The following is a 22,339-nucleotide window of genomic DNA, read 5'->3' on the forward strand; positions in this document are numbered from 1 at the left end:
GTACGGGGCTAGCCGATCGCCCGGCCCTTCCACCGCAGTCCGCCACGTCGGCGGTCCCGGTGGGAGGCGACGGTGAGGCCGATCAGGCCGACGATCGACACCGGGTGGGCGGCCGCGTCCAGGAGGTCGCCCACCCGGGGTCGTCGTCCGGTCTCGACCGTGCGCGCAGCAAGTCTCGAGGCGGCGGCTGCGGCGTAGCCCACAGCGCCCCACCGGCGGGTGTTGCCGCGCCCGAACAGCATCGCGGCCGGCGGCACCAGATAGGTCAGTGCGGCCGCGGCGGCAACCGCCGTCGATCCGGCGGCCGAGCCGTACGCCGTCCACAACCAGCGGGTGTATCCGGCACGCAGCGCGGCGGGGCCGACATACATCCGGCACGTCGCCTTGTCCTGCGCGGCCACGACCACGGTCCGTCCGCCCCGCCGGCGCAGCGCCCGGGCGATGTCGAGATCCTCGGTGAGGCTGTCGGCGACGACGGCATGCCCGCCCATCCGGAAGTAGGCCGCGGCGTCGAACACGAGGAACTGCCCGCAGGCCACCGCCGTCGACGGGCGGCGGCTGTCGTTGGCGACGCGCACCGGCACCATCGAGAACCACGACCAGCACAGCAGCGGCTGGATGATGCGTTCGGTGGCCGTGACGGCCTCCTGACGGGGCCACGGGGAGACGAGGTCGGCGCCGGTGCGGCGTAACTCCGTCACGGCGGCCGCGAGGGCATCGGGGGCCAGTCGCACGTCGGCGTCGAGGAAGACCAGCACACCCGGCCGTCGCGGATCGACCAGTCGGGCCGCGTGCTCGGCGGCGGTCCGGCAGGCAGCGGTCTTGCCCAACCATCCGGGTGGCGGGGCCTGCGTGGTTCGGATCAGCGCGAAGCGGCTGTCGCCGTCGAAGGCGCGTTCGGCGACCAGTGCCGTCGCATCGGTGGAGTCGTCGTCGAGGACGATCACGCGCAGCGTGCCGAGGAGGGTCTGGCCGCGTAGATCCTCGAGGAGACCGGCGATCCGGTGTGCCTCGTTCCGGGCCGGCACCAGGACCGTCACGGGTTCGGTCACCGGTTCGGCGTGCAGTCGGGGCAACCCGGCGACGTTCGCGGCCGTGACGGCGGCCGCCGCGAGCGCGAGCCCGGTACCCGCGCGGGTCGCGACGGCGAGCGGTTCGAACGGTGGAGCCACTATCGAAGGCTCACCGTGTCGACGTCTCGAGAGGCTCCTCGCGGCGAGGCCCGGACGGTGTTCTGCGGTTGCGGGTGGCCCACGCCATCACACCGACGATCGCCGCGACGGCGATCGTGACGCCGGCCGCCATACCCGCCCATCCGGCGAAACTGCGGGTCTTGGGATCGGCGTAGCGAACCTCGGCGCGCAGCGTGCTGACCTCGCCGGCCGGGAGCTTCCACGTGATGGTCGAATCGCCCTCGCGAGTGCCGTTGGTCGTGGCGACCCGGGCCGGGAAGGCGATCGTGAACTGTACGTCGGTGCCCTGGGCCGGAACGTTCTCGAGATCGATCCGACCGCTGAGGTTCACCAGATCGCCGGCCCGCTGCAGCGACAACTGCAGGGCCCCGTCGGTCTGCCCCGACATGCCACCGAGATCCTGGACGTCGCCGAACGACAGTCCGCTGAAGAACGCCTCGGTTCCGACGTACCCGTCCTTCTGGTACTCCTGCACCCGGATCCGGTTGGCGAGCGACGGGGGCGGGGTCAGCTGTGGACCCTTGTCGTTCTGGTCCTTGGGGACGGTGGCTGCCACGATCTGCCCCGAGACCTTGTCGTCGGCCGACACGCCCATCGACACCTGCACACGCAGGCACCCCGCCAGCAGCGGCACCGTGATCAGTGCGAGTGCCGCGGTCGAGAACAGGCGACGGAACCGGGTACGTGATGGCGATGGCGTGGACGGCTGCACAGGGCTCATCGTGCCAGGCACGGGTATTCGTGTCAGGCGGTAGGGGTGTTGTCCAGCTCGTTCCGGCGTGTGCGCGCCAGAACCACGAGCAGTGGCACCCCCAGTACGCCCATCGCGACCGCGCCGTAGACGGCCGAGTACCGCAGTTCGGGTGCGTCGAGGAACACCGCGTGGGCCAGCGCCGAGCCCAGCCACGTCCACAGGAACAGTGCGGTGGGCACCGCGTCGTGCCGGAGCGGCGTCGTTCGGGGACGACGGTCGAGCACGTCCAGGAGGGTGACGAGAACCGCCATCGCGAGGGCGACGACGACCCAGCCCGCGTAGTTGGTGAGCGGAATGTGTTCGACACCGGGCAGCCCGGCATCGGTGACGCACCAGCGCCACTGGCCGTCGGCGACCATCTGCGGGTCCAGATACAGGTCCCAGCCGACGACGCCGATCGTCGCGAGGACGATGCGGGGGAGCCGCGCGCGGGTCAGTCGCGACGCGACGCACCACACCGGGTAGAAGCCCGCCGTCCACGCGAACGGGACCACCAGCGGCACGTCGGCGACGGCCCAGCCGAGCCGTCCGGTGGCGTACTCGTAGCAGCCGTACGGGATGCCTGTCGCGGTTCCGACCACCTCGGACAGCAGACCGACCCCGGCCGTCGCCAGGACCATCCCGGCGGCCCACCGTCCGCCGCGCACGGCCACGGCGTGCACGATCGAAGCGGCGGCCAGCAGCGCGACCACGGCGACCGTCACCACGTCCCGGGATCGGCCGTCCACCAGCGGATAGACGATCTGCGCGGCGACCGCGGCGACGGCGAGCGCCACCGAGGCGCGCAGCATGACTGTGTTCGGGGGGCTCATCGGAAGGGCTTGCGGAGCGCCTGTCGCAGTCGACCACCGCGCGCGTCGGACAGGGCGACCCGCGCCGCGCTGCGTCCGCTCGAGCCGGACACGCCACCGCCGGGATGGGTCGACGCTCCGGTGAGGTACAGGTTCTCCGCGTCCGGTACCCGGTGCGCGGACAGCTCGGGGATCGGACGCCACATGAACATCTGGTCCAGTGACATCTCCACATGCATCACGTTGCCGCCGATCAGACCCATCTCGCGTTCGATGTCCGCAGGTGTCTGGATGTGTCGGTGACGCACGCTGTCGGCGAAGCCGGGTGCGAGGGCGTCGACACTCGCGACGATGCGATCGGCCTCGCTCTCGCCGAGATCCGCCCAGTTGCGGCCGCCGGACAACGCGTAAGGATGCCACTGCGACCACAGTGTCACCTGGTGCTCGCCGGCGGGGGCGATCGTCGGGTCGATGCCGCTGAAGCTCATCGCGAGCACCGCCGGTTCGGGGGGCAACTCGCCGGCGAGGGCGGCTCCGTGCGCCGTCCGCAGCTGGGCCCGGTCGGAGACGAGGAGTTGCAGGCCCGATGTCGCGGTCGCGTCCGTCGCATCGGAGGGCGCGCTCGGGTACGACGGCAGCGCGTCGGTCCCTAGACGCAGCACCATGCCGATGCCGGGCCCCACCCGGATCCGGCGACGCCAGCGGTCGAGTGTGGCGCGGTCGTAGCCGCCGCGTTCGAGCAGATCGAGAGTGGTCAGCACGTGGCAGCCGGCGACGACTCGGCGGGCACGGATCCGACGTCCGGACTCCGTCACCACGGTCCAGCCGTCGGAGTCCTTGCGTAGTTCGGTCACGCCGTCACCGAGCGTGACCGTTCCACCGTCCGAGGCGAGCCGCGCGGCGAGCGCCGCCGTCAGCGCGCCGCTGCCGCCGACCGCTCGACCGGGTGGCAGCGTGTGCATCAGCGCCGCGAACCCGACCATCGGCGCGGTTCCCGGCTCCGACATCGGCGGACCCGACTGCGCACCGAACCACGCGAGTGCCGCCTTGAGCGGTTCGCTGTCGAAGTACTCGTCGAGCAGCGCATCGCCCGACGTCAGGAACTCGCGGGAGATCTCGCTGCCGCCCCCGGACGTGTCGAGGCCCCAGAACGACCGCAGCAGGTGTCCTCCGGTGGGCGGCGCCGCGAAGGCCCGCATCACGCGCTCGGTCCGCGGCCCCCACGTCCGGACGAAACGTCGGTAGGCGTCCGCATCGGCCGCACCGCACGATTCCTCGATGGATCGGCATGTCCGATCGAGGCTGCGGTGGAAGACGATTCCCGGTCGGTCCGATCCCGCCGGCGCCGGGGCGAACGCCCACGGGTCGCAGTCGATGTAGCGCAGTCCGTGCGCGGCGAGGTCGAGCTCTTCGATGATCCCGGTGTGCCGGATCATGATGTGCGCCGACGACCCGCGATCCACCTTGTGTCCCGGGAACCGCTCGACCGTCGAGACGGCGCCACCGACGACGGTGTCCCGTTCGAGAACCTCCACCGACCATCCCGATCGGGCCAGATAGCAGGCCGAGACCAGGGCATTGTGGCCCGAACCGACCACCACCGCGTCGAGTCGAGCGTCAGCGGCTCTCGTGAACTCCGGTATCACAGCGGCAACCCCCGTCCGAGAACAGCGAACGGTCGGCGATCGCCCGCGAAGGTGAAGTGGCGGACGACGTCGCGGAACCCGGTGCGCCGGTACAGGCGCCAGGCCCGGTTGTCCTCGTCGTCCACCTCCGGGGTGGAGAGCAGTACGCCACGCTCCGGGCGGTCGGCGAGCAGGCGTCGGAGCAGTCGCTCGCCCAGGCGGTGTCCCTGCGCGTCCGGATGGACGTGCAGTTCGGTCAGCTCGAAGTAGCTACCGAGAACGTACGAGATCTGCTCCCGGCTCCACCCGGTCGCCTGCATCCCGTGCCGCACCTGCTGCTGCCACCACTGATCGGGGGCGCCGCGATAGCCGTAGGCGATCGCGACCAACGGTGCCGGGCGGTCGGGGAGTTCGGGATCGGCCTGTACCGCGCCGACCGCGCGCCATCCGGCTCGCTGCATGTGCTCGGTCCACATGGGTGCGCGGTGGTACTCGGTTCCGCGGGGGTATCCCATGGCCGCCACATAGATCGACAGCGCCTCGGGAAGCCGGGCACGCATGTCGGATACCGACAGGTCCACGACGACCGGAGCGGACTCCGGATTCGTGTCGGGGCTCTCGCCGGTGCTCGCATCCATGCGCGGGCTCACCCTTCTCTCTTGACGACATGTCGGTGGGGCCAGTTATATTGAATAGGTCGAACGCATGTTCGATATGGCCGATCCGGTGATGTTCGAGGGAAGCGAACATCACCGGATCGGCGGTCCCGAACTTCGGAGCGTTGGGAGGTGCTCGAAGTCATGTCGAAGGTCGTGCCTGAAGTTGCGCGGGGTGTCGGTGCTGTCGGTGCTGTCGGAGCTGCGGATGCCGAAGAGGTGGTCGAGCGCGAGGCGGTGCCGAAGCGGCGGTCGATGTCCGGGCGGTCGAGGATCGCGACGACCGGTTGTGGATCGTCCGGGCGTCCTGCCGTGTCGGGTTCACCGGTCGGGCCGGCGGGGCCGGTGTCGGCTCCGATGTCTGCGGTCGCGTTGTTGCGTCGCGCGGACGGTCTGCTGTCGGAGGCGGCGGGTGCGGTCCAGGCTGCGGAACGATTCCGTTGTGCGTACCTCGGGGCACTCCGTGGTGCTGCTGCGGTCCTCGCCGGGGTGGAAGGGGCGGCGAACTCCGGTCGGGCGAGGCGGCCTCGGTCCCGGAGCGCTTGGGTCCTCATGGCGCGGGCGGCACCGGATTTCGTGGAGTGGGCCGACTACTTCGCCCAGCATTCCGCGCTCCGGGCCTCGATCGAAGCCGGTGTGACGCGAACCGTGACGGATGTGGATGCGGATGCGTTCTATTTCGAGGTGGGGAGGTTCCTCACTGCGGTCGAGGATCGCCTCGGGGCGACGAATCGGGGCGCTGTTTCCGGGCTCTCGGCGTAGCGTGGATGCGGTGATTCCGGACACGTTCACGGGCCCTTCTGGTGGGGCATACCGGATTGTCGCCGATTCGGTGGGAACTCGTCGACGGAGTAGGTGGTCAGAGGAGGACTCTCCTCGTATTATTGAATTCAGGTAACCGCTAGTCCGTTACCCACCTCTCCGCACCGCGGCGAGGTGCCAACTCTTAGTGCCGGGGGAGGTACCGTGCCACTCTCCGAGCACGAGCAGCGCATGCTCGATCAGATCGAGAGCGCTCTCTACGCCGAGGATCCCAAGTTCGCGTCCACGGTGAGGGGCGGGCGAATGCGTGCCCCCGCTGGAAAACGTCGATTGCAGGCGGTGGCCCTCTTTGCGTTGGGTCTCGTCCTGCTCATCGCGGGCGTGGCTCTGGATGTGTTGTGGTTGGGCGGATTCCCGATCGTCAGTGTGATCGGGTTCGTCGTTATGTTCGGTGCCGGTGTGCTCTTCCTGTTCGGTGGAGGGAAGGGGCATCTGGCAGCGGTACCCGACGGGGACGACCCGTCCGGTGAAGGGCCGGGTGCGCGAGGATCGCATCCGCGTAAGCCTCATGGAGGCAAGAAGTCCGGCGGCGGATTCTCGTCCCGGATGGAGGATCGCTTCCGCAGGAGATTCGAACAGGAGTAGCTTCCGGCGTCAGAAACGCCCAGGCTCTCGAAACGGCGATGGCGCGACCGCAAAGGTCGCGCCATCGCCGTTTTTCGTGCGGTCGGCGCGTCCGCGGTGGCCGTGTCGGTCCGTGTGGGTCCGTGGCCGATCCCTCCCGCCTCACCCACAGTTCCCCACACGTTGCCCCCACATGTCCCCACTGCCTGCTCCTGCCGCCGGTGGGTTCGATCCGAGGTTCTGCTATCGCAGGGAGGCGGAGCGTTGAACTGGGGTTTTCTCGGCCGGCCGAGTGCGGGCCCTCCGTCGGGGCCGGGGAGGCTCTCGTGTTTGCGATCACGTGGGCGGAAACGCCCCACTTCGAGCCATGCCCGGTGATCTGCGGTTATTCGCGCGCAGATGTCAAATCGGCCCCCCGATCGGATTGAAAGTGGAGGAAAGTGGGGTAATGTGGTGCGCAGCGGATCGCGTGAGTGACCCGCCAGAATGCAGGGCGATACCGGCCGGTATCGACCACACGTTCGCCACAGGGCCCCGGCGGGAGGTGTCGAGATGTTTCTCGGTACCTATACGCCGAAGCTCGACGACAAGGGGCGACTCACGTTGCCTGCGAAGTTCCGGGACGCGTTGGCGGGAGGGTTGATGGTCACTAAAGGGCAGGACCACAGCCTTGCGGTGTACCCCCGTGAGGAGTTCACCGCGCTTGCGCGTCGTGCGTCAGCGGCTTCCCGAAGCAATCCGCAGGCTCGCGCATTCGTGCGTGCGCTTGCATCGGGAACCGACGAGCAGCATCCCGATGCCCAGGGACGGATCACGTTGTCTTCCGACCATCGTCGCTATGCGGGGTTGTCGAAGGACTGCGTGGTGATCGGATCGGTCGACTTCCTCGAGATTTGGGACGCCCAGGCATGGGAGTCCTACGTCGCGGAGCACGAGGAAAGCTACTCACAAGCCAGAGACGAGGCGCTCGAGGGGATCTTCTAGCCCACCGACGCCACAGGCGAGTGCCGCGAGGCCTCTGCCCGAGTGTGACCCTGACGCACTTCCCCAGCGCCAGGTTCACCGCCGGGACCCTGACGCACTTCCCCAGCGCCAGGTTCCTCGATCGGACAGGGACCTCGAGGCATTCGCTCTCCCGGAGAGTGACGTTCGCGAGTTTCGTTGCAGCGCATCAGTCGACGACAGCCCGCCGAACCACCTCTTCGGACCCCCAACCACGTGCAAGCCCCACAGCATCGAGCAGGAGCCGGAGGAACCATGGTCGACGGCGAGGACGACACCCGGTCCGTCCCCGGCGAGTTCGGTCATGTCCCGGTGCTGCTGCACCGCGCGGACGACCTTCTCGGGCCGGCACTCACAGCCCACAACCCCCTCGGCGAGGGCGCGGTCATGATCGACGCGACACTCGGTCTGGGTGGGCACTCCGAGCATTTCCTGCGGACCTATCCCGGCCTGCATCTCATCGGGCTCGATCGTGACCCCGAGGCGCTCCGTATCGCGTCCGAGCGCCTGGCCCCCTATGCGGGCCGCACCACCTTCGTGCACACGCGCTACGACGGCATCGTCCACGCGCTCGAGGAGGCCGGCCTGGACCCGATCGGCACGGTGCACGGCATCCTGTTCGATCTGGGTGTCTCGTCGATGCAGTTGGACGAGGCCGAGCGCGGATTCGCCTACTCGGTCGACGCGCCGTTGGACATGCGGATGAACCCCACGACGGGGATCACCGCGGCCGAGGTGCTCAATACCTACAGTCACGGCGAGCTGGCGCGCATCCTGAGCACGTACGGCGAGGAGCGCTTCGCGGGGCGGATCGCCTCCGAGGTGGTACGCCGTCGTCAGAAGCAGCCGTTCACCACCAGCGCCGCGCTGGTCGAGCTCATCTACGACGCCATCCCGGCAGCTACGCGCCGCACGGGTGGCCATCCCGCGAAGCGCACCTTCCAGGCACTTCGGGTAGAGGTCAACGGCGAGCTCGATTCGCTGCGAGCCGCGATCCCCGCTGCCCTCGACGCGTTGGCGGTCGGCGGTCGGGTCGTGTTCATGTCGTACCAGTCGCTCGAGGACCGAGTGGTCAAGCAGGAGCTGACGCCACTGTCGAAGTCGAAGACGCCTGAAGGCCTCCCGGTGGAACTGCCGGGTATGGGGCCGGAGTTCCGGATCCTCACGCGAGGAGCGGAACGTGCGTCCGAACAGGAGATCGAAGACAACCCGAGAGCAGCGCCCGTGCGTCTGCGGGCAGCGGAACGAATCGCCAGGAGGGCTGGAGCGTGACTGACATGACGGTTCGGATGACGTCCACCGGTATCGGGTCCGCGCGTGTCCGGCGGTCCAGTGCGGCGCAGAAGGCATACGAGCGCCGGCAGCAGCGGGCATCCGTCGTGGGCGGTGCCCGGCCGACCTCGACGGCGTCGACTCCGTCGTCGCCGCGCGCGATCGTGGCCCGGATCCCGTTCGTGGCCACCATCATCGGCCTGCTGTGTCTCGGTCTCGCGACGACTCTGCTGTTGACGACACGGTCCGCCGAGGATTCGTACCAGCTCGCGGACGCGCGCGCTCACAACCAGGGCCTGCGCGAGCGGACGGCGGCGCTCCAGCGTGACGTCGCGGCGGGCAACTCGGCGCCGGTGCTCGCGGAGAAGGCTGCCGAGCAGGGGCTGATCCCGGTGAAGGATCCAGCGCGACTGGTCGTGTCCACCGACGGCAGTGTCGAGGTGATCGGCACTCCGAAGCCCGCCGAGGGTAAGCCGGTCGCTCCGCTGGACCGGACGCCGCCGCCCGTGGCCGAGCCGGCGGCGCCTCGGGCGACGCCGCCTGCCCCCACGACCGCGCCTCCCGCCGCCACGCCGCCGCCCGTCAACGACGGCCGGATCCAGGCTCGCGGTGAACAATTGACGCCTGTGACGGTGATCACTCAACCCCCGGCGGGTGCTCGGCAGTGACGTCGGTGGGTGGACGCACTCCCGCCTCACGTCCGCGTCGGCCCGCACCGCCGCGGAGATCGCGGGGGCGTAAGCCCGCCGCGAGGCGCACCGATTCCTTCGGGTTCCGTCTCAAGTACGGCCGCGCGACGATGCTCATTGCACTCGGGGTCGTGGCGGTGCAGTTGCTGTGGGTCCAGGGGATCGACGCGCCCCGGTTGTCGGCGGAGGCCGCGAATCAGCGCACGACGACCGTCACCCTCCCGGCGGTTCGGGGTGCGATCCTCGACCGGAACGGCAACAAGCTGGCCTACACCCTCGATGCCAAGGCGCTGACGTTCCAGCCGGTGCGTGAGCGCAAGCGGATGGAGGAGGAGCGTGCCAAGGACGAGACCGGCGAGACCGCTCCCGATCCGGACACCCGGCTGAAGGAGATCGCGAAGGGGATTCACGAGCGGCTCGGCGACACGGTCTCGGAGAGCGAACTGCTCGACAAGCTGCGCAGCAACGAGACGTTCGTCTACCTGGCCCGCAGTGTCGATCCCGCGGTGGCGGCGGACATCGCCGACGAGTTCGAGGAAGTGGGACTCGAGCGGCAGGACATTCGCGAGTACCCGGGTGGTTCGCTAGCGGCGAACATCGTCGGTGCAACCGGGTGGGACGGACACGGACTGCTCGGGCTCGAGGAGTCGATGGATTCGACGCTTGCCGGCAACGACGGTTCCGAGACGCACGACCGCGGGTCCGACGGTGCGGTCATCCCCGGCAGTCGACGAGATCTGCAGCCCGCGGTGGACGGATCCAACGTGGAACTCACCATCGACTCCGACCTGCAGTACTACGTGCAGCAGCAGACGCAGCAGGCCAAGGACCTGTCGGGTGCGAAGAACGCATCCGTGGTGGTGCTCGACGCGAAGACGTCCGAAGTCCTCGCGATGACCAACGACGGCACGTTCAACCCGGCCATCGGCGTCGGGAACAACCCGCGCACCGCCCAGATGGGCAACCTGCCCGTGAGTTCGCCGTTCGAGCCGGGATCGGTCAACAAGATCGTGACCGCGGCCGCGGCGATCGAGTACGGGCTGACCACCCCCGAGGAAGTGCTCCAGGTCCCCGGTTCGATCCAGATGGCCGGTGTCTCGGTCAAGGACGCGTGGGCGCACGGCGTCGCGCCCTACACCTCGACCGGCGTCTTCGGTAAGTCGTCGAACGTGGGCACGCTGATGCTCGCCGAGCGGGTCGGGGAGGAGCGCTACGCCGAGATGCTGCACAAGTTCGGACTCGGCCAGCGCACCGACGTCGGCTTGCCGGGCGAGAGCGCCGGCAACGTCCCGGACCTCGACGACTGGTCCGGCGGTACGTTCGCCAACCTGCCGATCGGCCAGGGGCTGTCGATGACGCTTCTGCAGATGACCGGCATGTACCAGGCGATCGCCAACGACGGCGAGCGGATCGCTCCACGGATCGTCAAGTCGACCCTCGCGCCGGACGGCTCCCGGATCGAGACCGAACGCCCCGAACCGGTGCGGGTGGTAAGTGAGCAGACTGCGCGTACCACTCGTGACATGTTCCGGTCGGTCACCCAGAAGGACCCGATGGGCTACCAGCAGGGCACCGGGCCGCAGGCGGGCGTCGACGGCTACCAGATCAGTGGCAAGACCGGTACCGCGCAGCAGGTCGACCCTGCCTGCGGGTGCTACTCGAACTCCAACTACTGGATCACCTTCGCGGGCATCGCGCCCTCGGATGATCCGCGTTATGTCATCGGGATCATGCTCGACGCGCCCGTCCGCGGTATCGACGGCGGCGGGGGACAGTCGGCCGCGCCGCTGTTCCACAACATCGCGTCGTGGCTCCTGCAGCGGGACAGCGTTCCGCTGTCACCGGACCCGGGTCGGCGGCTGGTGTTGCAGGCCGATTGACACCGTCCGGGCCGCGTCCCGCCCGTCGGGGTGACGATTCCCACGTAACCGGTGTGTACCGAACATGGTGGGTCGTGCCCGTGGCGCCGCCGCCGGTAATCTGACACGTCGGTCTCCGTCCGCAAGGATGGACACGACCGAACGAACCCCGAACCGAAATTCGATTCCGAGAGGACCCACTGCCTGTGCATCCGAGTCCGCAGCCATCCATGCCGGGTGCGGCGCCGGGGAGCGGTCTTCGCCCGACGAACCCGCCCCGGACCGACCTGGAAGACCTGGCCGACAAGGTCGGTGCCCGGATCGAATGGCTCGGATCCGATCGAGTGGACCGGGACGCGGCTGTGCCGACCACGGTCACCGGCGTCGAGTTGCGGGCGCAGTCGGTGCTGGCGGGCGATCTGTTCGCCGCGCTCCCGGGGGCGCGTGCTCACGGCGCCGAGTTCGTGGGGTCGGCCGTCGAGGCCGGCGCGGTGGCGGTGTTCACCGACGACGCCGGTCTCACGCTCGTTGCCCGACAGTTCCATGAGTCCACCGACGTCCCCGCGTTGCCGGTGCTGGTGCACCCCGAACCACGGCGGGTGCTCGGCGAGGTCTCGGCCACGATCTACGGCCATCCGTCGGAGCAGATGCAGGTCGTCGGGATCACCGGAACCTCGGGCAAGACGACGACGGCATATCTGATCGAGTCGGGCCTCGCGGCGGCCGGTCGCAGCATCGGGTTGGTCGGCACGATCGAGACCCGTGTCGCGGGGGACCGGGTGCCGAGCGCGCTCACCACGCCGGAGGCGCCGCAGTTGCACGCCCTGTTCGCGGCGATGCTCGAGCGGGGGATCGACACCGTGGTGATGGAGGTGTCGAGTCATGCGCTGGCTCTCGGCCGGGTCGACGGCGTTCGGTTCTCGATCGGTGCGTTCACCAACCTGTCCCAGGACCATCTCGACTTCCACCGCGACTTCGACGACTACTTCACGGCGAAGAGCCGCCTCTTCGCGGCGGATTCGACGGTCCGTGCGGAGCGCGCGGTGATCTGCACCGACGACGAGTGGGGGGCGCGGATGGCGGACATCGCCCGCCGCGCGCACCCGAACCTTCCCGGCGCCGTCGCCACGGTCGCCACCAGCGGACCAGGTGACTGGACCGCGGGGCAGGCCGAGGCGGTGCCGTCGGGTAGCCAGGTCTTCACGCTCACCGGGCCGGACGGGACGACGCACTCGGTGTCGCTGCGTCTGCCCGGGCAGTACAACGTCGCGAACGCGGTGCTAGCCGTGGCGGTCTGCGCGGCGGCGGGCGCGGACGTCGACGCGGCGATCGCCGGAATCGGCGGGGTCGACGTGCCCGGCCGTGTGCAGCGGGTCGAGCGCGGGCAGGACTTCCTGGCCGTCGTCGACTACGCCCACAAGCCCGCTGCGGTCGAGGCCGTGATCGCGACATTGCGGGGGCAGACCGACGGCCGGATCGCGGTCGTCGTCGGCGCCGGCGGCGACCGCGACACCGGCAAGCGGGCCTTGATGGGCGAGGCCGGGGCCCGCGGCGCGGACCTGTTGGTGATCACCGACGACAATCCGCGCACCGAGGATCCGGCCACCATCCGGGCCGCGCTGACGGAGGGCGCGCTGTCGGTTCCGGCGGCCGAGCGGGGTGAGGTGCTCGAGATCGGAGACCGCGGTGAGGCCATCGCCGCCGCGGTCCGCTGGGCCCGCTCCGGCGACGTGGTCCTCGTGGCCGGCAAGGGCCACGAGATCGGCCAGGAGATCCACGGGGTGAAGTACCCATTCGACGACCGCGAGGTTCTGGGAGAGGCGATCGATCGGATCGCCTCCGAAGACCCCGCACACGGAGGAAACGCATGATCCCGATGACGCTCGCCCAGATCGCACAGGCGGTCGGCGGGACGCTCCACGATGTCGACGATCCGTCGGCCACCGTTTCGGGAACGGTGGAGTTCGATTCCCGCAAGGTCACACCGGGTGGGCTGTTCCTGGCGCTGCCGGGCGCGACGACCGACGGGCACGACCACGCGGCCGCTGCGGTGGCGGCGGGCGCGGCGGCCGTGCTCGCGGCCCGCCCGGTCGGTGTCCCGGCGATCGTGGTCGAGCCGCTCGGCGCGTCGGACAACGGCGCGTTGGCCCTCGAACACGACACCGACGGCTCCGGCGCGGCGGTGCTCGAGGCGCTCGCGAAGCTGGCGCGCGCGAGCATCGACCGGCTCACCGCCGACTCGGACCTGACCGTCGTCGGGGTGACCGGTTCGTCCGGCAAGACCTCCACGAAGGACCTGCTGGCGGCAGTTCTCTCGCCGCTCGGGTCCGTCGTGGCCCCGCCCGGTTCGTTCAACAACGAGCTCGGGCATCCCTGGACGGCGCTGCGGGCCGACGCCGACACCCGTTTCCTGGTCCTGGAGATGTCCGCCCGCGGACGCGGGCACATCGCGGCGCTCGCGAAGTCCGCCCCGCCGCGCATCGGTGTGGTCCTCAATGTGGGCACGGCGCACCTCGGCGAGTTCGGTTCCCGCGAGGCGATCGCCGACACCAAGGGCGAGCTGCCGGCGTCGCTGCCGACCGCCGCCGAGGGGGGTGTCGCGGTGCTCAACGCCGACGATCCGCTGGTCGCGGCGATGGCGCAGCGGACCCGGGCACGCGTCGTGCTGGTGGGCCAGTCCGGCACCGCCGATGTCCGCGCGACCGACGTCCGCCTCGACGATCAGGCGCGCGCCAGTTTCACCCTGACCGCCCCGGCCGGCAGCATCCCGGTCACGCTCGCGGTGCACGGCGAACACCAGGTCGGCAACGCGCTCGCGGCGGCCGCCGTCGCGCTCGAGTGCGGGGCGACGCTCGACCAGGTCGCGGCGGCGCTCGGTTCCGCCGGGCCGGTCTCGGCGCGTCGGATGGAGGTCCGCGATCGGGCCGACGGCGTCACCGTCGTCAACGACTCGTACAACGCGAACCCGGATTCGATGCGTGCGGCGATCAAGGCGCTCGTGTCGATGGCCCGGTCCGGTCGTGGTCCGGCACGCCGGAGTTGGGCAGTCCTCGGCGAAATGGCGGAACTCGGACCAGAATCAGTGGTCGAGCACGACGCGATCGGACGGTTCGCGGTGCGCCTGGACGTGACCAAGCTGATCCTCGTCGGAGCCGGTCGGCCCGTCCGCGCGATGTACCAGGGAGCGGTGATGGAAGGTTCTTGGGGTGACGAGGCGGTCCACGTGCCCGACGGTGCGAGTGCGATCGCGCTGCTGGAGCAGGAACTGGAGGCCGGTGATCTCGTACTGGTGAAGGCTTCGCAGTCGATCGGACTGTGGGAGGTCGCGGACGCGGTTCTCGACGCGCCGACCACCGACGCCGCGCAGATCACCGATTCGGAGGCGCCGCAGTGAGGCAGATCCTCTTCGCCGCGGGCATCGCCCTCGCGGTGTCCATCCTGCTGACGCCGGTCCTGATCAAGGTCTTCTCGCGGCAGGGCTTCGGGCAGGAGATCCGGGTCGAAGGCCCGGCGAGCCATCAGGCCAAGCGTGGTACCCCCACGATGGGCGGCGTCGCGATCCTCGCGGGAATCTGGGCCGGCTACTGGGGCTCGCATCTCATCGGCATCGGCTACGACGCTGAGGGGCCGACCGCGTCGGGCCTGTTGGTGCTCGGTCTGACCACCGCGCTCGGTGGCGTCGGGTTCCTCGACGACTTCATCAAGATCCGCAAGCAGCGCAACCTCGGTCTGAACAAGACGGCCAAGCTCGTCGGCCAGTTGGTGGCGGCGGTCGTGTTCGGCATCCTGGCGCTGCAGTTCCGCGGCGGCAGCGGTCTGACCCCGGGCAGCGTGCACCTGTCGTACGTGCGCGACATCGCCACTGTCAGCATGGGATCGATCGTCTTCATCCTGTTCTGCTACCTGCTGGTGAGCGCGTGGTCGAACGCGGTGAACCTCACCGACGGCCTCGACGGTCTGGCGGCCGGTTCGATGAGCCTCGTGCTCGGCGCGTACGTGATCATCACGTTCTGGCAGTACCGGAACGCCTGCGTCGACGGGCCGGGCAGCCTCGGTCCGTCGAAGGGCTGCTACGACGTCCGTGATCCGCTGGACCTGGCGTTGCTGTGTGCCGCCGGAGCCGCGGCATGCATCGGCTTCCTGTGGTGGAACGCGGCGCCGGCGAAGATCTTCATGGGCGACACCGGTTCGCTCGCGCTGGGCGGCATGCTGGCCGGCCTGTCCATCACCACCCGCACCGAGCTGCTCATGGTCGTCATCGGCGCCCTGTTCGTGGCCGAGGCGGCGTCGGTGGTCATCCAGGTGGCGGTGTTCCGATCGAGCCGACGGCGGGTGTTCCGGATGGCGCCGTTCCACCACCACTTCGAACTGGGCGGCTGGGCCGAGACCCAGGTGATCATCAGATTCTGGTTGCTGGCCGCGATCGCGTCCGCGATCGGCCTCGCACTGTTCTACAGCGAATATCTCGCGGCGATCGGGGACTGACGGATGCAGCTCGACGGGACCGGACACGGCGCGGGAGTCGACGCGGGAGATCTGGACCGACTGCGCGGCGCGAGCGTCCTCGTGACCGGCGCCGGCATCTCCGGCCGCGCGGTGATAGCTCCGCTGCACGACCTCGGTGCCCGGGTGACGGTGACCGACACCAACGTGGACGCCCTCGCCCGTTGCGCCGAGCTCGGTGCCGAGACGGTGCCGCTCGACGACCTGGTCGCCGACCCGGCGCGCGTCGCCGAGTTCGTCCTCGTCGTCACCAGTCCGGGGTTCCGGCCGGACGCGCCGGTTCTCGCGGCGGCCACGGCCGCCGGCATCCCGATCTGGGGCGACATCGAGTTCACGTGGCATGTCGACCGGGCCGGGGTGTACGGTCCGCCGCGACAGTGGCTGGTCGTGACCGGCACCAACGGCAAGACCACGACGACGTCGATGCTGCACTCGATCCTCGAGGCCGCGGACATGTCGTCGGCGGCGTGCGGCAACATCGGCCTGCCGGTGCTCGACGCACTGCGTGCGCAGGAGCCCCGCGTCGACGTCCTCGCCGTCGAGCTGTCGTCGTTCCAGCTGCACTGGGCGCCGTCCGTGCGCCCGACAGCCGGCGTCGTACTCAACATCGCCGAGGATCATCTCGACTGGCACGGCGGCATGGAGGGCTACGCGGACGCCAAGGCGCAGGCCCTCACCGGTGGCGTCGCCGTCGTCGGCCTCGACGACGCGGTCGCCGCCACGCTGGTCGAGCGGCCGCGTGACGGGCACACCGTCGGCTTCCGGCTCGATGCGCCCGACGTCGGGGAGTTGGGCGTTCGCGGCGGGATGCTGATCGACCGGGCGTTCGCGGATTCGGTTCCCCTCGTCGCGGCCGACGAGATCAGCCCGCCGGGGCCGGCCGGACTGTGCGACGCGCTGGCGGCGGCCGCGCTGGCCCGCGCGATCGGCGTCTCCCCGGCAGCGGTGGATGCGGGGCTGCGGGCTCATCGGGTGGGACCGCACCGGGCGGAGGTCGTCCGTCGGCTCACCGACATCACGTTCATCGACGATTCCAAGGCGACCAATCCGCATGCGGCGCGGTCGTCGATCGTCGCGCACGACTCGGTGGTGTGGATCGCCGGCGGCCTGCTCAAGGGGGCTCGCATCGACGACCTGGTCGCCGACGTCGCGGACCGACTGGCCGGTGCGGTGCTCATCGGCCGTGACGCCGATCAGATCGCCGAGGCGCTCGCGCGACACGCCCCCGAGGTCCCGGTCGTTCACGTGCGCGCGGGAGACGATGGGTCCGTGGTCGAACCGATCGCCGGAGCGGACGTGCTCCACCTCGATCTTCCCGCGGCCGACGCGGACACCGTGATGGCGGAGGCCGTGCGCGCCGCCACGGCCCTGGCTGCTCCCGGCGACACCGTGCTGCTGGCACCTGCTGCCGCGTCGCTCGACATGTTCGACTCGTACGGACACCGCGGGCGCAGCTTCGCCGCAGCGGTCACGGCGTTGGCCGACATCGAGCCGGAGTCCGGGACCAGCGGATGACAGGAGCCCCCGAGCGCGCGCCGCGCACCCGGATCGGGGCGTGGCTGGCTCGTCCGCTGACGTCGTTTCATCTCGTCGTCACCATCGCGGTCCTGTTGACGGTGCTCGGGCTGGTGATGGTGCTGTCGTCGTCGAGTGTCGAGTCGGTGGCGCGGGACGGGTCCGCGTACGGAAAGTTCGTCTCACAGCTGATCTTCGCGACGCTGGGTCTGGTGATCTTCTACATCGCGCTGCTGATCCCGATCCGGGTGATGCGTACGTGGTCGCTGCCGGCGTTCGGTGTGACGGTCGCGATGCTGGTGCTGGTGTTGATTCCCGGCATCGGTACGAAGTCGCAGGGAACCCGCGGTTGGTTCGTGATCGGTCCGATCTCGTTGCAGCCCTCCGAACTCGCGAAGATCGCGTTCGCGGTGTGGGGCGCGCACCTGCTCGCCACGCGGCGGCGGGAGGGTGCATCGCTCAAGGAGATGTTGATCCCGCTGGTGCCCGCGGCGCTGCTGGTCTTCGTCCTGATCGTGCTGCAGCCCGACCTCGGAACCACCATCTCGCTCGCGATCATCCTGCTGGCGCTGCTCTGGTTCTCGGGCCTTCCGCTGAAGATCTTCCTCACCGTGCTCCTGGCGGGCGGTGCGGCGGCCGTAACCCTCGCGCTGACTGCGGGATACCGGTCCGCGCGCGTCCAGTCGTTCCTGAACCCGGGTGACGACGCTCAGGGCGCGGGTTACCAGGCGCGGCAGGCGAAGTATGCGCTCGCGGACGGTGGCCTGTTCGGTGAGGGGCTCGGCCAGAGCCGGGCCAAGTGGAGTTATCTGCCCAACGCCCACAACGACTTCATCTTCGCGATCATCGGCGAGGAACTGGGATTCATCGGGGCGGGCGCGGTGATCGGGTTGTTCGCGCTGTTCGTGTACACCGGTCTGCGCATCGCGCGGCGCTCGGCGGACCCGTTCCTGCAGTTGCTGAGCGCGACCGCGACCGCGTGGATCACCGGTCAGGCGTTCATCAACATCGGTTACGTCGTCGGCATCCTGCCGGTCACCGGTCTGCAGTTGCCGCTGGTGTCGGCGGGTGGCACCTCGACGGCGACGACACTGTTGATGTTCGGTCTGGTCGCGAACGCGGCGAGACACGAGCCGGAGGCGGTCGCCGCGCTGCACAGCGGGCAGGACGGACGGATGTCTCGACTGCTGCGGCTGCCCAAGCCGGCGGCGTACATCCCGCCGCGCCCGCGCGGGGCGGCCGTCGTGCGCCGCACGGAGAACCGGAAGGTGCAGCCCGCCCGCGGAGAACGCCCGGGCGCCAAGGACACCCGTGCTCTTCGGCACGACCAACCCCGACGCCGGCCGACCGACGACGGTCGACGGAACAACGAGAAGCGGGGCCACGGCCCCATGAGGGATCGGGACCGCGCGGGCACTTCGCGCGATCCCCGTCCAGGAGAGCGAGGAACGCGTAGGTGAGCGGCGACAAGACAGGCCTGTCCGTGGTGGTGGCCGGCGGCGGGACGGCCGGGCACATCGAGCCGGCAATGGCTGTCGCGGACGCGATCCGTGCGCTCGATCCGTCCGCCGTGGTGACGGCGCTCGGGACCGAGCGAGGCCTCGAGACCACCCTGGTCCCCGATCGGGGGTATCCGCTCGAGCTGATCCCGCCGGTTCCGTTGCCCCGCAAGCCCACGATGGATTTGTTCCGGCTACCCGGCCGGATTCGGCGGTCGGTGGCCGCCACGCGCGCGGTGCTCGACCGTACCGACGCGGACGTCGTCGTGGGCTTCGGCGGCTATGTCGCGCTGCCCGCGTATCTTGCTGCCGGTTCGGGTCTGCTGCGCCGCCGCCGGAAGATCCCGATCGTGATCCACGAGGCCAACGCCAGTGCGGGTATCGCGAACAAGATCGGTGCCCGTCGTGCCCGTCGCGTCCTGGCCGCGGTCGCCGGTTCCGGGGTGGCCGCGCGCGGCACCGCGGATGCCGAGATCGTCGGAATCCCGGTTCGCTCGTCCATCACCGGACTCGATCGGGCGGCCCTGCGCGCGCAGGCGCGTGAGCACTTCGGTCTGCCGGCGGACGGTCCGGTGCTGTTGGTGTTCGGCGGATCGCAGGGCGCCCGGTCGCTCAACGAGGCCGTCGCCGGTGCCGCCCCGCAGCTCGCGGCGGCCGGTATCTCCGTGTTGCACGCCTACGGCCCCAAGAACTCCGTGGAAGTCGAGTCGCATCCGGAGGCGCCGTACGTGGCGGTGCCGTACCTGACGCGCATGGACCTGGCGTACTCCGCCGCCGACGCGGTGATCTGTCGTTCGGGCGCCATGACCGTCGCCGAGGTCTCGGCCGTCGGCCTCCCCGCCGTGTACGTGCCGTTGCCACATGGAAACGGCGAGCAGGAACTCAATGCCCGGCCCGTCGTCGCTGCCGGAGGTGGGATGATCGTTCCGGATGCGGAGTTGACGCCGCACTACGTGTCGGAGACCGTGGTGCCGTTGCTCGCCGACCGCGCACGGCTCGAGGAGATGGGCCGCAGCGCGGCCGGTGCCGGCCACCGCAGTGCGGCGGCGACCGTCGCACAGATCGTTGTCGATGTAGCAAGGGGAAACCGATGAACGAGCAGCTACCCGCGGGTCTCGAGCGGGTACACATGGTCGGCATCGGAGGTGCCGGAATGTCCGGCATCGCGCGGATCCTGCTCTCCCGGGGTGGGCAGGTGTCCGGCTCGGACGCCAAGGAGAGCCGCGGCGTGCTCGCGCTGCGTGCTCGCGGCGCTGTCGTCCGCATCGGCCACGATGCGAGCGCCCTCGATCTGCTGCCGGGTGGCCCGACGGCCGTCGTCACCACGCACGCCGCGATCCCGAAGGACAATCCGGAGCTCGTCGAGGCCGCGAAGCGCGGCATTCCGGTGATCCTGCGCCCCGCGGTCCTGGCGTCGCTGATGCGCGGGCATCGCACGCTCCTGGTGTCGGGCACGCACGGCAAGACCTCGACGACCTCGATGCTCGTGGTCGCGTTGCAGCACTGTGGATTCGACCCGTCCTTCGCGGTCGGCGGCGAACTGAACGAGGCCGGTACCAACGCCCATCACGGCTCGGGTGAGGTCTTCGTCGCGGAGGCCGACGAGAGCGACGGCTCGCTGCTCCAGTACGACCCGGACGTCGTGGTGGTCACCAACATCGAGGCGGACCATCTCGACTTCTTCGGTAGCAGTGAGGCGTACGTCCAGGTCTTCGACGACTTCGTCGCGCGGATCGCTCCGGACGGCCTGCTCGTGGCGTGCCTCGACGATCCGGGGTCGGCTGCGCTCGCGCGGCGAACGGTGGAGTCCGGCAGCGCGGTACGGGTCGTCGGCTACGGCACGGCGGAGGCCGCCGCGTCCGCCGGTCCGGTTCCGGTGGGTGTGGAGTTGCTGTCCTGGGAGGCGCGTGACGTCGGGGGAGTGGCGCACATCCGCTTCGCCGGCGAGGTCGAGCCGCGCACGTTGCGGTTGGGCGTGCCCGGAAAGCACATGGCGCTCAACGCGCTTGCCGCGTTGCTCGCGGGCGTGGACGCCGGCGCGTCGGTGGACGAACTGCTCGAGGGGCTGGCCGGGTTCGGTGGGGTCCACCGCCGGTTCCAGCTCACCGGCCGCGAGCGCGGGGTCCGGGTGTTCGACGACTACGCGCATCATCCGACCGAGGTCCGGGCGGTGCTCGGCGCCGCGCGGGAACTCGTCGACAACGACGGCCGGCAGGGCCGTGTCGTCGTGGTGTTCCAGCCGCATCTGTACTCGCGGACAGTGACGTTCGCGCAGGAGTTCGGCGAGGCGCTCGACCTGGCGGACGAGGTCGTGGTGCTCGACGTGTACGGCGCGCGCGAGGAGCCGATCCCCGGAGTGAGCGGCGCGCTGGTCGCGCAGGCGCTCACGAAACCTGTTCACTATCAGCCCGATCGGTCCCAGGTGCCGCGTCAGGTCGCCGGACTCGTCGAGCCCGGCGACGTCCTGATCACGATGGGTGCGGGCGACGTGACGATGCTCGGTGGGCCGATACTCGATGCACTGCGGTCGCGGCCCAACCACGGTGGTCGTTCGGCGGGATCGGGTTCGGAGCCGCAGTGACGGCCGATCGTCGGGGTCGACCCCGCAGCGGCCGGCCCGATGCGCGCCGGTCGCGCGGCGATCGCACGCGCCGGAGTTCGCCGCGCCAGGCGACGTCGTCCGGTCGGCGCGACGGGAACGGACCGGAGTCGGAGGCGAAGACCGCTCGCGGTTCGGAGGAGCGGGCGCGCGCCCGGTCGTTGCGGCGCAAGGTTTTCCTGATCGCGACCGCCGTGGTGGTCGTGCTCGGCGGCCTCGGCGCCGCGCTGTGGTTCAGCCCGATGATGTCGGTCCGTCAGGTCGAGTACGTCGGTGACGGGTTCCTCACCGCGGAGGAGGTCCTGCCGGTCGCGAGGATCGCGGACGGGACTCCACTGCTGCGGGTCGACACCGCGGCAGCGGCCAAGCGTGTCGCGGGGATACCCCGGGTCGCGGAAGCGCGGGTGCAGCGCGAATATCCGTCGACCGTGCGGGTGACCGTCCGCGAACGGATTCCGGTGGTGTTCTTCGATTCCCCGGACGGAACGCATCTGATGGACGCCACCGGGGTGGACTACGCCGTCGAGCCGCCGCCGTTCGGTGTGGTGCGACTCGTCACGCCGACACCGACCGAGGCCGACCACGCCACCCAGGCTGCGCTGGAGGTGCTCGGGTCGCTGCCGGAGGCGGTCCGGGTCCAGGTGTCCGAGGTTGCCGCACCGACGATTTCGAGTGTCTCGGTTACTCTGGTGGACGGCCGTGTCGTGGTGTGGGGCGGTGTCGACGATTCCGAGAGGAAGTCGGCAGTGGTCTCCGCACTGTTGACACAGCCCGGTCGGATCTTCGATGTGTCGAGTCCCGAACTGCCCACAGTAAAGTGATGGGCGATCCGGAGGCTCACGCCACGAGCGGATCGGGGGCTCCGTGCCCCGCAAAAACTTGGCGCGTGTCGGCGCGCCTGCTGGCGGATCGCTGTGGCACTGCATAGCGTTTCGCCCCAAGGGACTACTTGACATAACCTTAACCCTGTGGTTGAGGTTGAGGGTTTTCCATACT

Annotated in this window: 19 protein-coding genes; 14 read left to right on the forward strand and 5 right to left on the reverse strand. The window is 69.9% G+C overall.

Annotated features, from left to right (window positions below):
* Positions 1-8: 8 nt before the first annotated feature.
* Genes DEU38_RS06470 through DEU38_RS06490 form a run of 5 tightly spaced genes read right to left on the reverse strand, consistent with a single transcriptional unit; the run spans position 9 to position 5,001 of the window.
* Positions 9-1,172: a glycosyltransferase family 2 protein gene (locus DEU38_RS06470; protein ID WP_181818688.1), complete on the reverse strand. Its 1,164-nt coding sequence runs from the start codon at positions 1,170-1,172 to the stop codon at positions 9-11.
* Positions 1,173-1,182: 10 nt separating this feature from the next.
* Entirely contained in the window at positions 1,183-1,905 is a 723-nt protein-coding gene (locus DEU38_RS06475; protein WP_181818692.1) for an LppM family (lipo)protein, read from the reverse strand.
* 32 nt (positions 1,906-1,937) lie between these two features.
* A complete protein-coding gene (locus DEU38_RS06480; protein WP_114719279.1) occupies positions 1,938-2,759 on the reverse strand; it encodes a carotenoid biosynthesis protein in 822 nt (273 codons plus the stop codon).
* Positions 2,756-4,339 carry an NAD(P)/FAD-dependent oxidoreductase gene (locus tag DEU38_RS06485; protein WP_254622549.1) on the reverse strand — a complete coding sequence of 528 codons (1,584 nt, stop codon included), beginning with the start codon at positions 4,337-4,339 and terminating at the stop codon, positions 2,756-2,758. Before DEU38_RS06485 ends, DEU38_RS06480 begins: the two co-directional genes overlap by 4 nt.
* Before the next feature lie 41 nt (positions 4,340-4,380).
* Positions 4,381-5,001 carry a GNAT family N-acetyltransferase gene (locus DEU38_RS06490; protein WP_114719281.1) on the reverse strand — a complete coding sequence of 207 codons (621 nt, stop codon included), beginning with the start codon at positions 4,999-5,001 and terminating at the stop codon, positions 4,381-4,383.
* 162 nt (positions 5,002-5,163) lie between these two features.
* On the opposite strand from DEU38_RS06490, the gene DEU38_RS06495 reads away from it, so the two are divergent.
* From DEU38_RS06495 to DEU38_RS06560, 14 genes are all read left to right on the forward strand, one after another.
* Positions 5,164-5,781, forward strand: a complete 618-nt coding sequence (locus DEU38_RS06495; protein ID WP_397484356.1) for an SAV_6107 family HEPN domain-containing protein — start codon at positions 5,164-5,166, stop codon at positions 5,779-5,781.
* Positions 5,782-5,985: 204 nt separating this feature from the next.
* Entirely contained in the window at positions 5,986-6,426 is a 441-nt protein-coding gene (locus DEU38_RS06500; RefSeq protein ID WP_114719282.1) for a DUF3040 domain-containing protein, read from the forward strand.
* A gap of 531 nt (positions 6,427-6,957) precedes the next feature.
* Positions 6,958-7,389: a division/cell wall cluster transcriptional repressor MraZ gene (gene mraZ, locus DEU38_RS06505; RefSeq protein ID WP_114719283.1), complete on the forward strand. Its 432-nt coding sequence runs from the start codon at positions 6,958-6,960 to the stop codon at positions 7,387-7,389.
* Between the two features lie 273 nt (positions 7,390-7,662).
* Positions 7,663-8,679: a 16S rRNA (cytosine(1402)-N(4))-methyltransferase RsmH gene (rsmH, locus tag DEU38_RS06510; RefSeq protein ID WP_114719284.1), complete on the forward strand. Its 1,017-nt coding sequence runs from the start codon at positions 7,663-7,665 to the stop codon at positions 8,677-8,679.
* Between the two features lie 5 nt (positions 8,680-8,684).
* On the forward strand, positions 8,685-9,347 hold the full coding sequence (locus tag DEU38_RS06515; protein ID WP_114719285.1) for a hypothetical protein: 663 nt from the start codon (positions 8,685-8,687) through the stop codon (positions 9,345-9,347).
* A gap of 131 nt (positions 9,348-9,478) precedes the next feature.
* Entirely contained in the window at positions 9,479-11,248 is a 1,770-nt protein-coding gene (locus tag DEU38_RS06520; RefSeq protein WP_114719286.1) for a penicillin-binding protein 2, read from the forward strand.
* Positions 11,249-11,457: 209 nt separating this feature from the next.
* Positions 11,458-13,098 (forward strand): UDP-N-acetylmuramoyl-L-alanyl-D-glutamate--2,6-diaminopimelate ligase, encoded by a 1,641-nt coding sequence (locus DEU38_RS06525; RefSeq protein ID WP_114719440.1) that lies wholly within the window; start codon positions 11,458-11,460, stop codon positions 13,096-13,098.
* A complete protein-coding gene (gene murF, locus DEU38_RS06530; protein WP_114719287.1) occupies positions 13,095-14,621 on the forward strand; it encodes a UDP-N-acetylmuramoyl-tripeptide--D-alanyl-D-alanine ligase in 1,527 nt (508 codons plus the stop codon). The genes DEU38_RS06525 and murF overlap by 4 nt, the downstream gene beginning before the upstream one ends.
* On the forward strand, positions 14,618-15,712 hold the full coding sequence (gene mraY / locus DEU38_RS06535; RefSeq protein ID WP_114719288.1) for a phospho-N-acetylmuramoyl-pentapeptide-transferase: 1,095 nt from the start codon (positions 14,618-14,620) through the stop codon (positions 15,710-15,712). Before murF ends, mraY begins: the two co-directional genes overlap by 4 nt.
* A 3-nt stretch (positions 15,713-15,715) precedes the next feature.
* On the forward strand, positions 15,716-17,245 hold the full coding sequence (murD, locus tag DEU38_RS06540) for a UDP-N-acetylmuramoyl-L-alanine--D-glutamate ligase (RefSeq protein ID WP_114719289.1): 1,530 nt from the start codon (positions 15,716-15,718) through the stop codon (positions 17,243-17,245).
* On the forward strand, positions 17,242-18,705 hold the full coding sequence (gene ftsW / locus DEU38_RS06545) for a putative lipid II flippase FtsW (RefSeq protein WP_114719290.1): 1,464 nt from the start codon (positions 17,242-17,244) through the stop codon (positions 18,703-18,705). Before murD ends, ftsW begins: the two co-directional genes overlap by 4 nt.
* Positions 18,702-19,838, forward strand: a complete 1,137-nt coding sequence (gene murG, locus DEU38_RS06550; protein WP_114719291.1) for an undecaprenyldiphospho-muramoylpentapeptide beta-N-acetylglucosaminyltransferase — start codon at positions 18,702-18,704, stop codon at positions 19,836-19,838. Before ftsW ends, murG begins: the two co-directional genes overlap by 4 nt.
* Complete coding sequence (murC, locus tag DEU38_RS06555; protein ID WP_114719292.1) at positions 19,835-21,325, forward strand: UDP-N-acetylmuramate--L-alanine ligase; 1,491 nt, start codon at positions 19,835-19,837, stop codon at positions 21,323-21,325. The genes murG and murC overlap by 4 nt, the downstream gene beginning before the upstream one ends.
* On the forward strand, positions 21,322-22,164 hold the full coding sequence (locus tag DEU38_RS06560) for a cell division protein FtsQ/DivIB (protein ID WP_114719293.1): 843 nt from the start codon (positions 21,322-21,324) through the stop codon (positions 22,162-22,164). Before murC ends, DEU38_RS06560 begins: the two co-directional genes overlap by 4 nt.
* The last annotated feature ends 175 nt before the right edge of the window (positions 22,165-22,339 follow it).

This window comes from Rhodococcus sp. AG1013 (assembly GCF_003350365.1).
Classification (GTDB): domain Bacteria; phylum Actinomycetota; class Actinomycetes; order Mycobacteriales; family Mycobacteriaceae; genus Prescottella.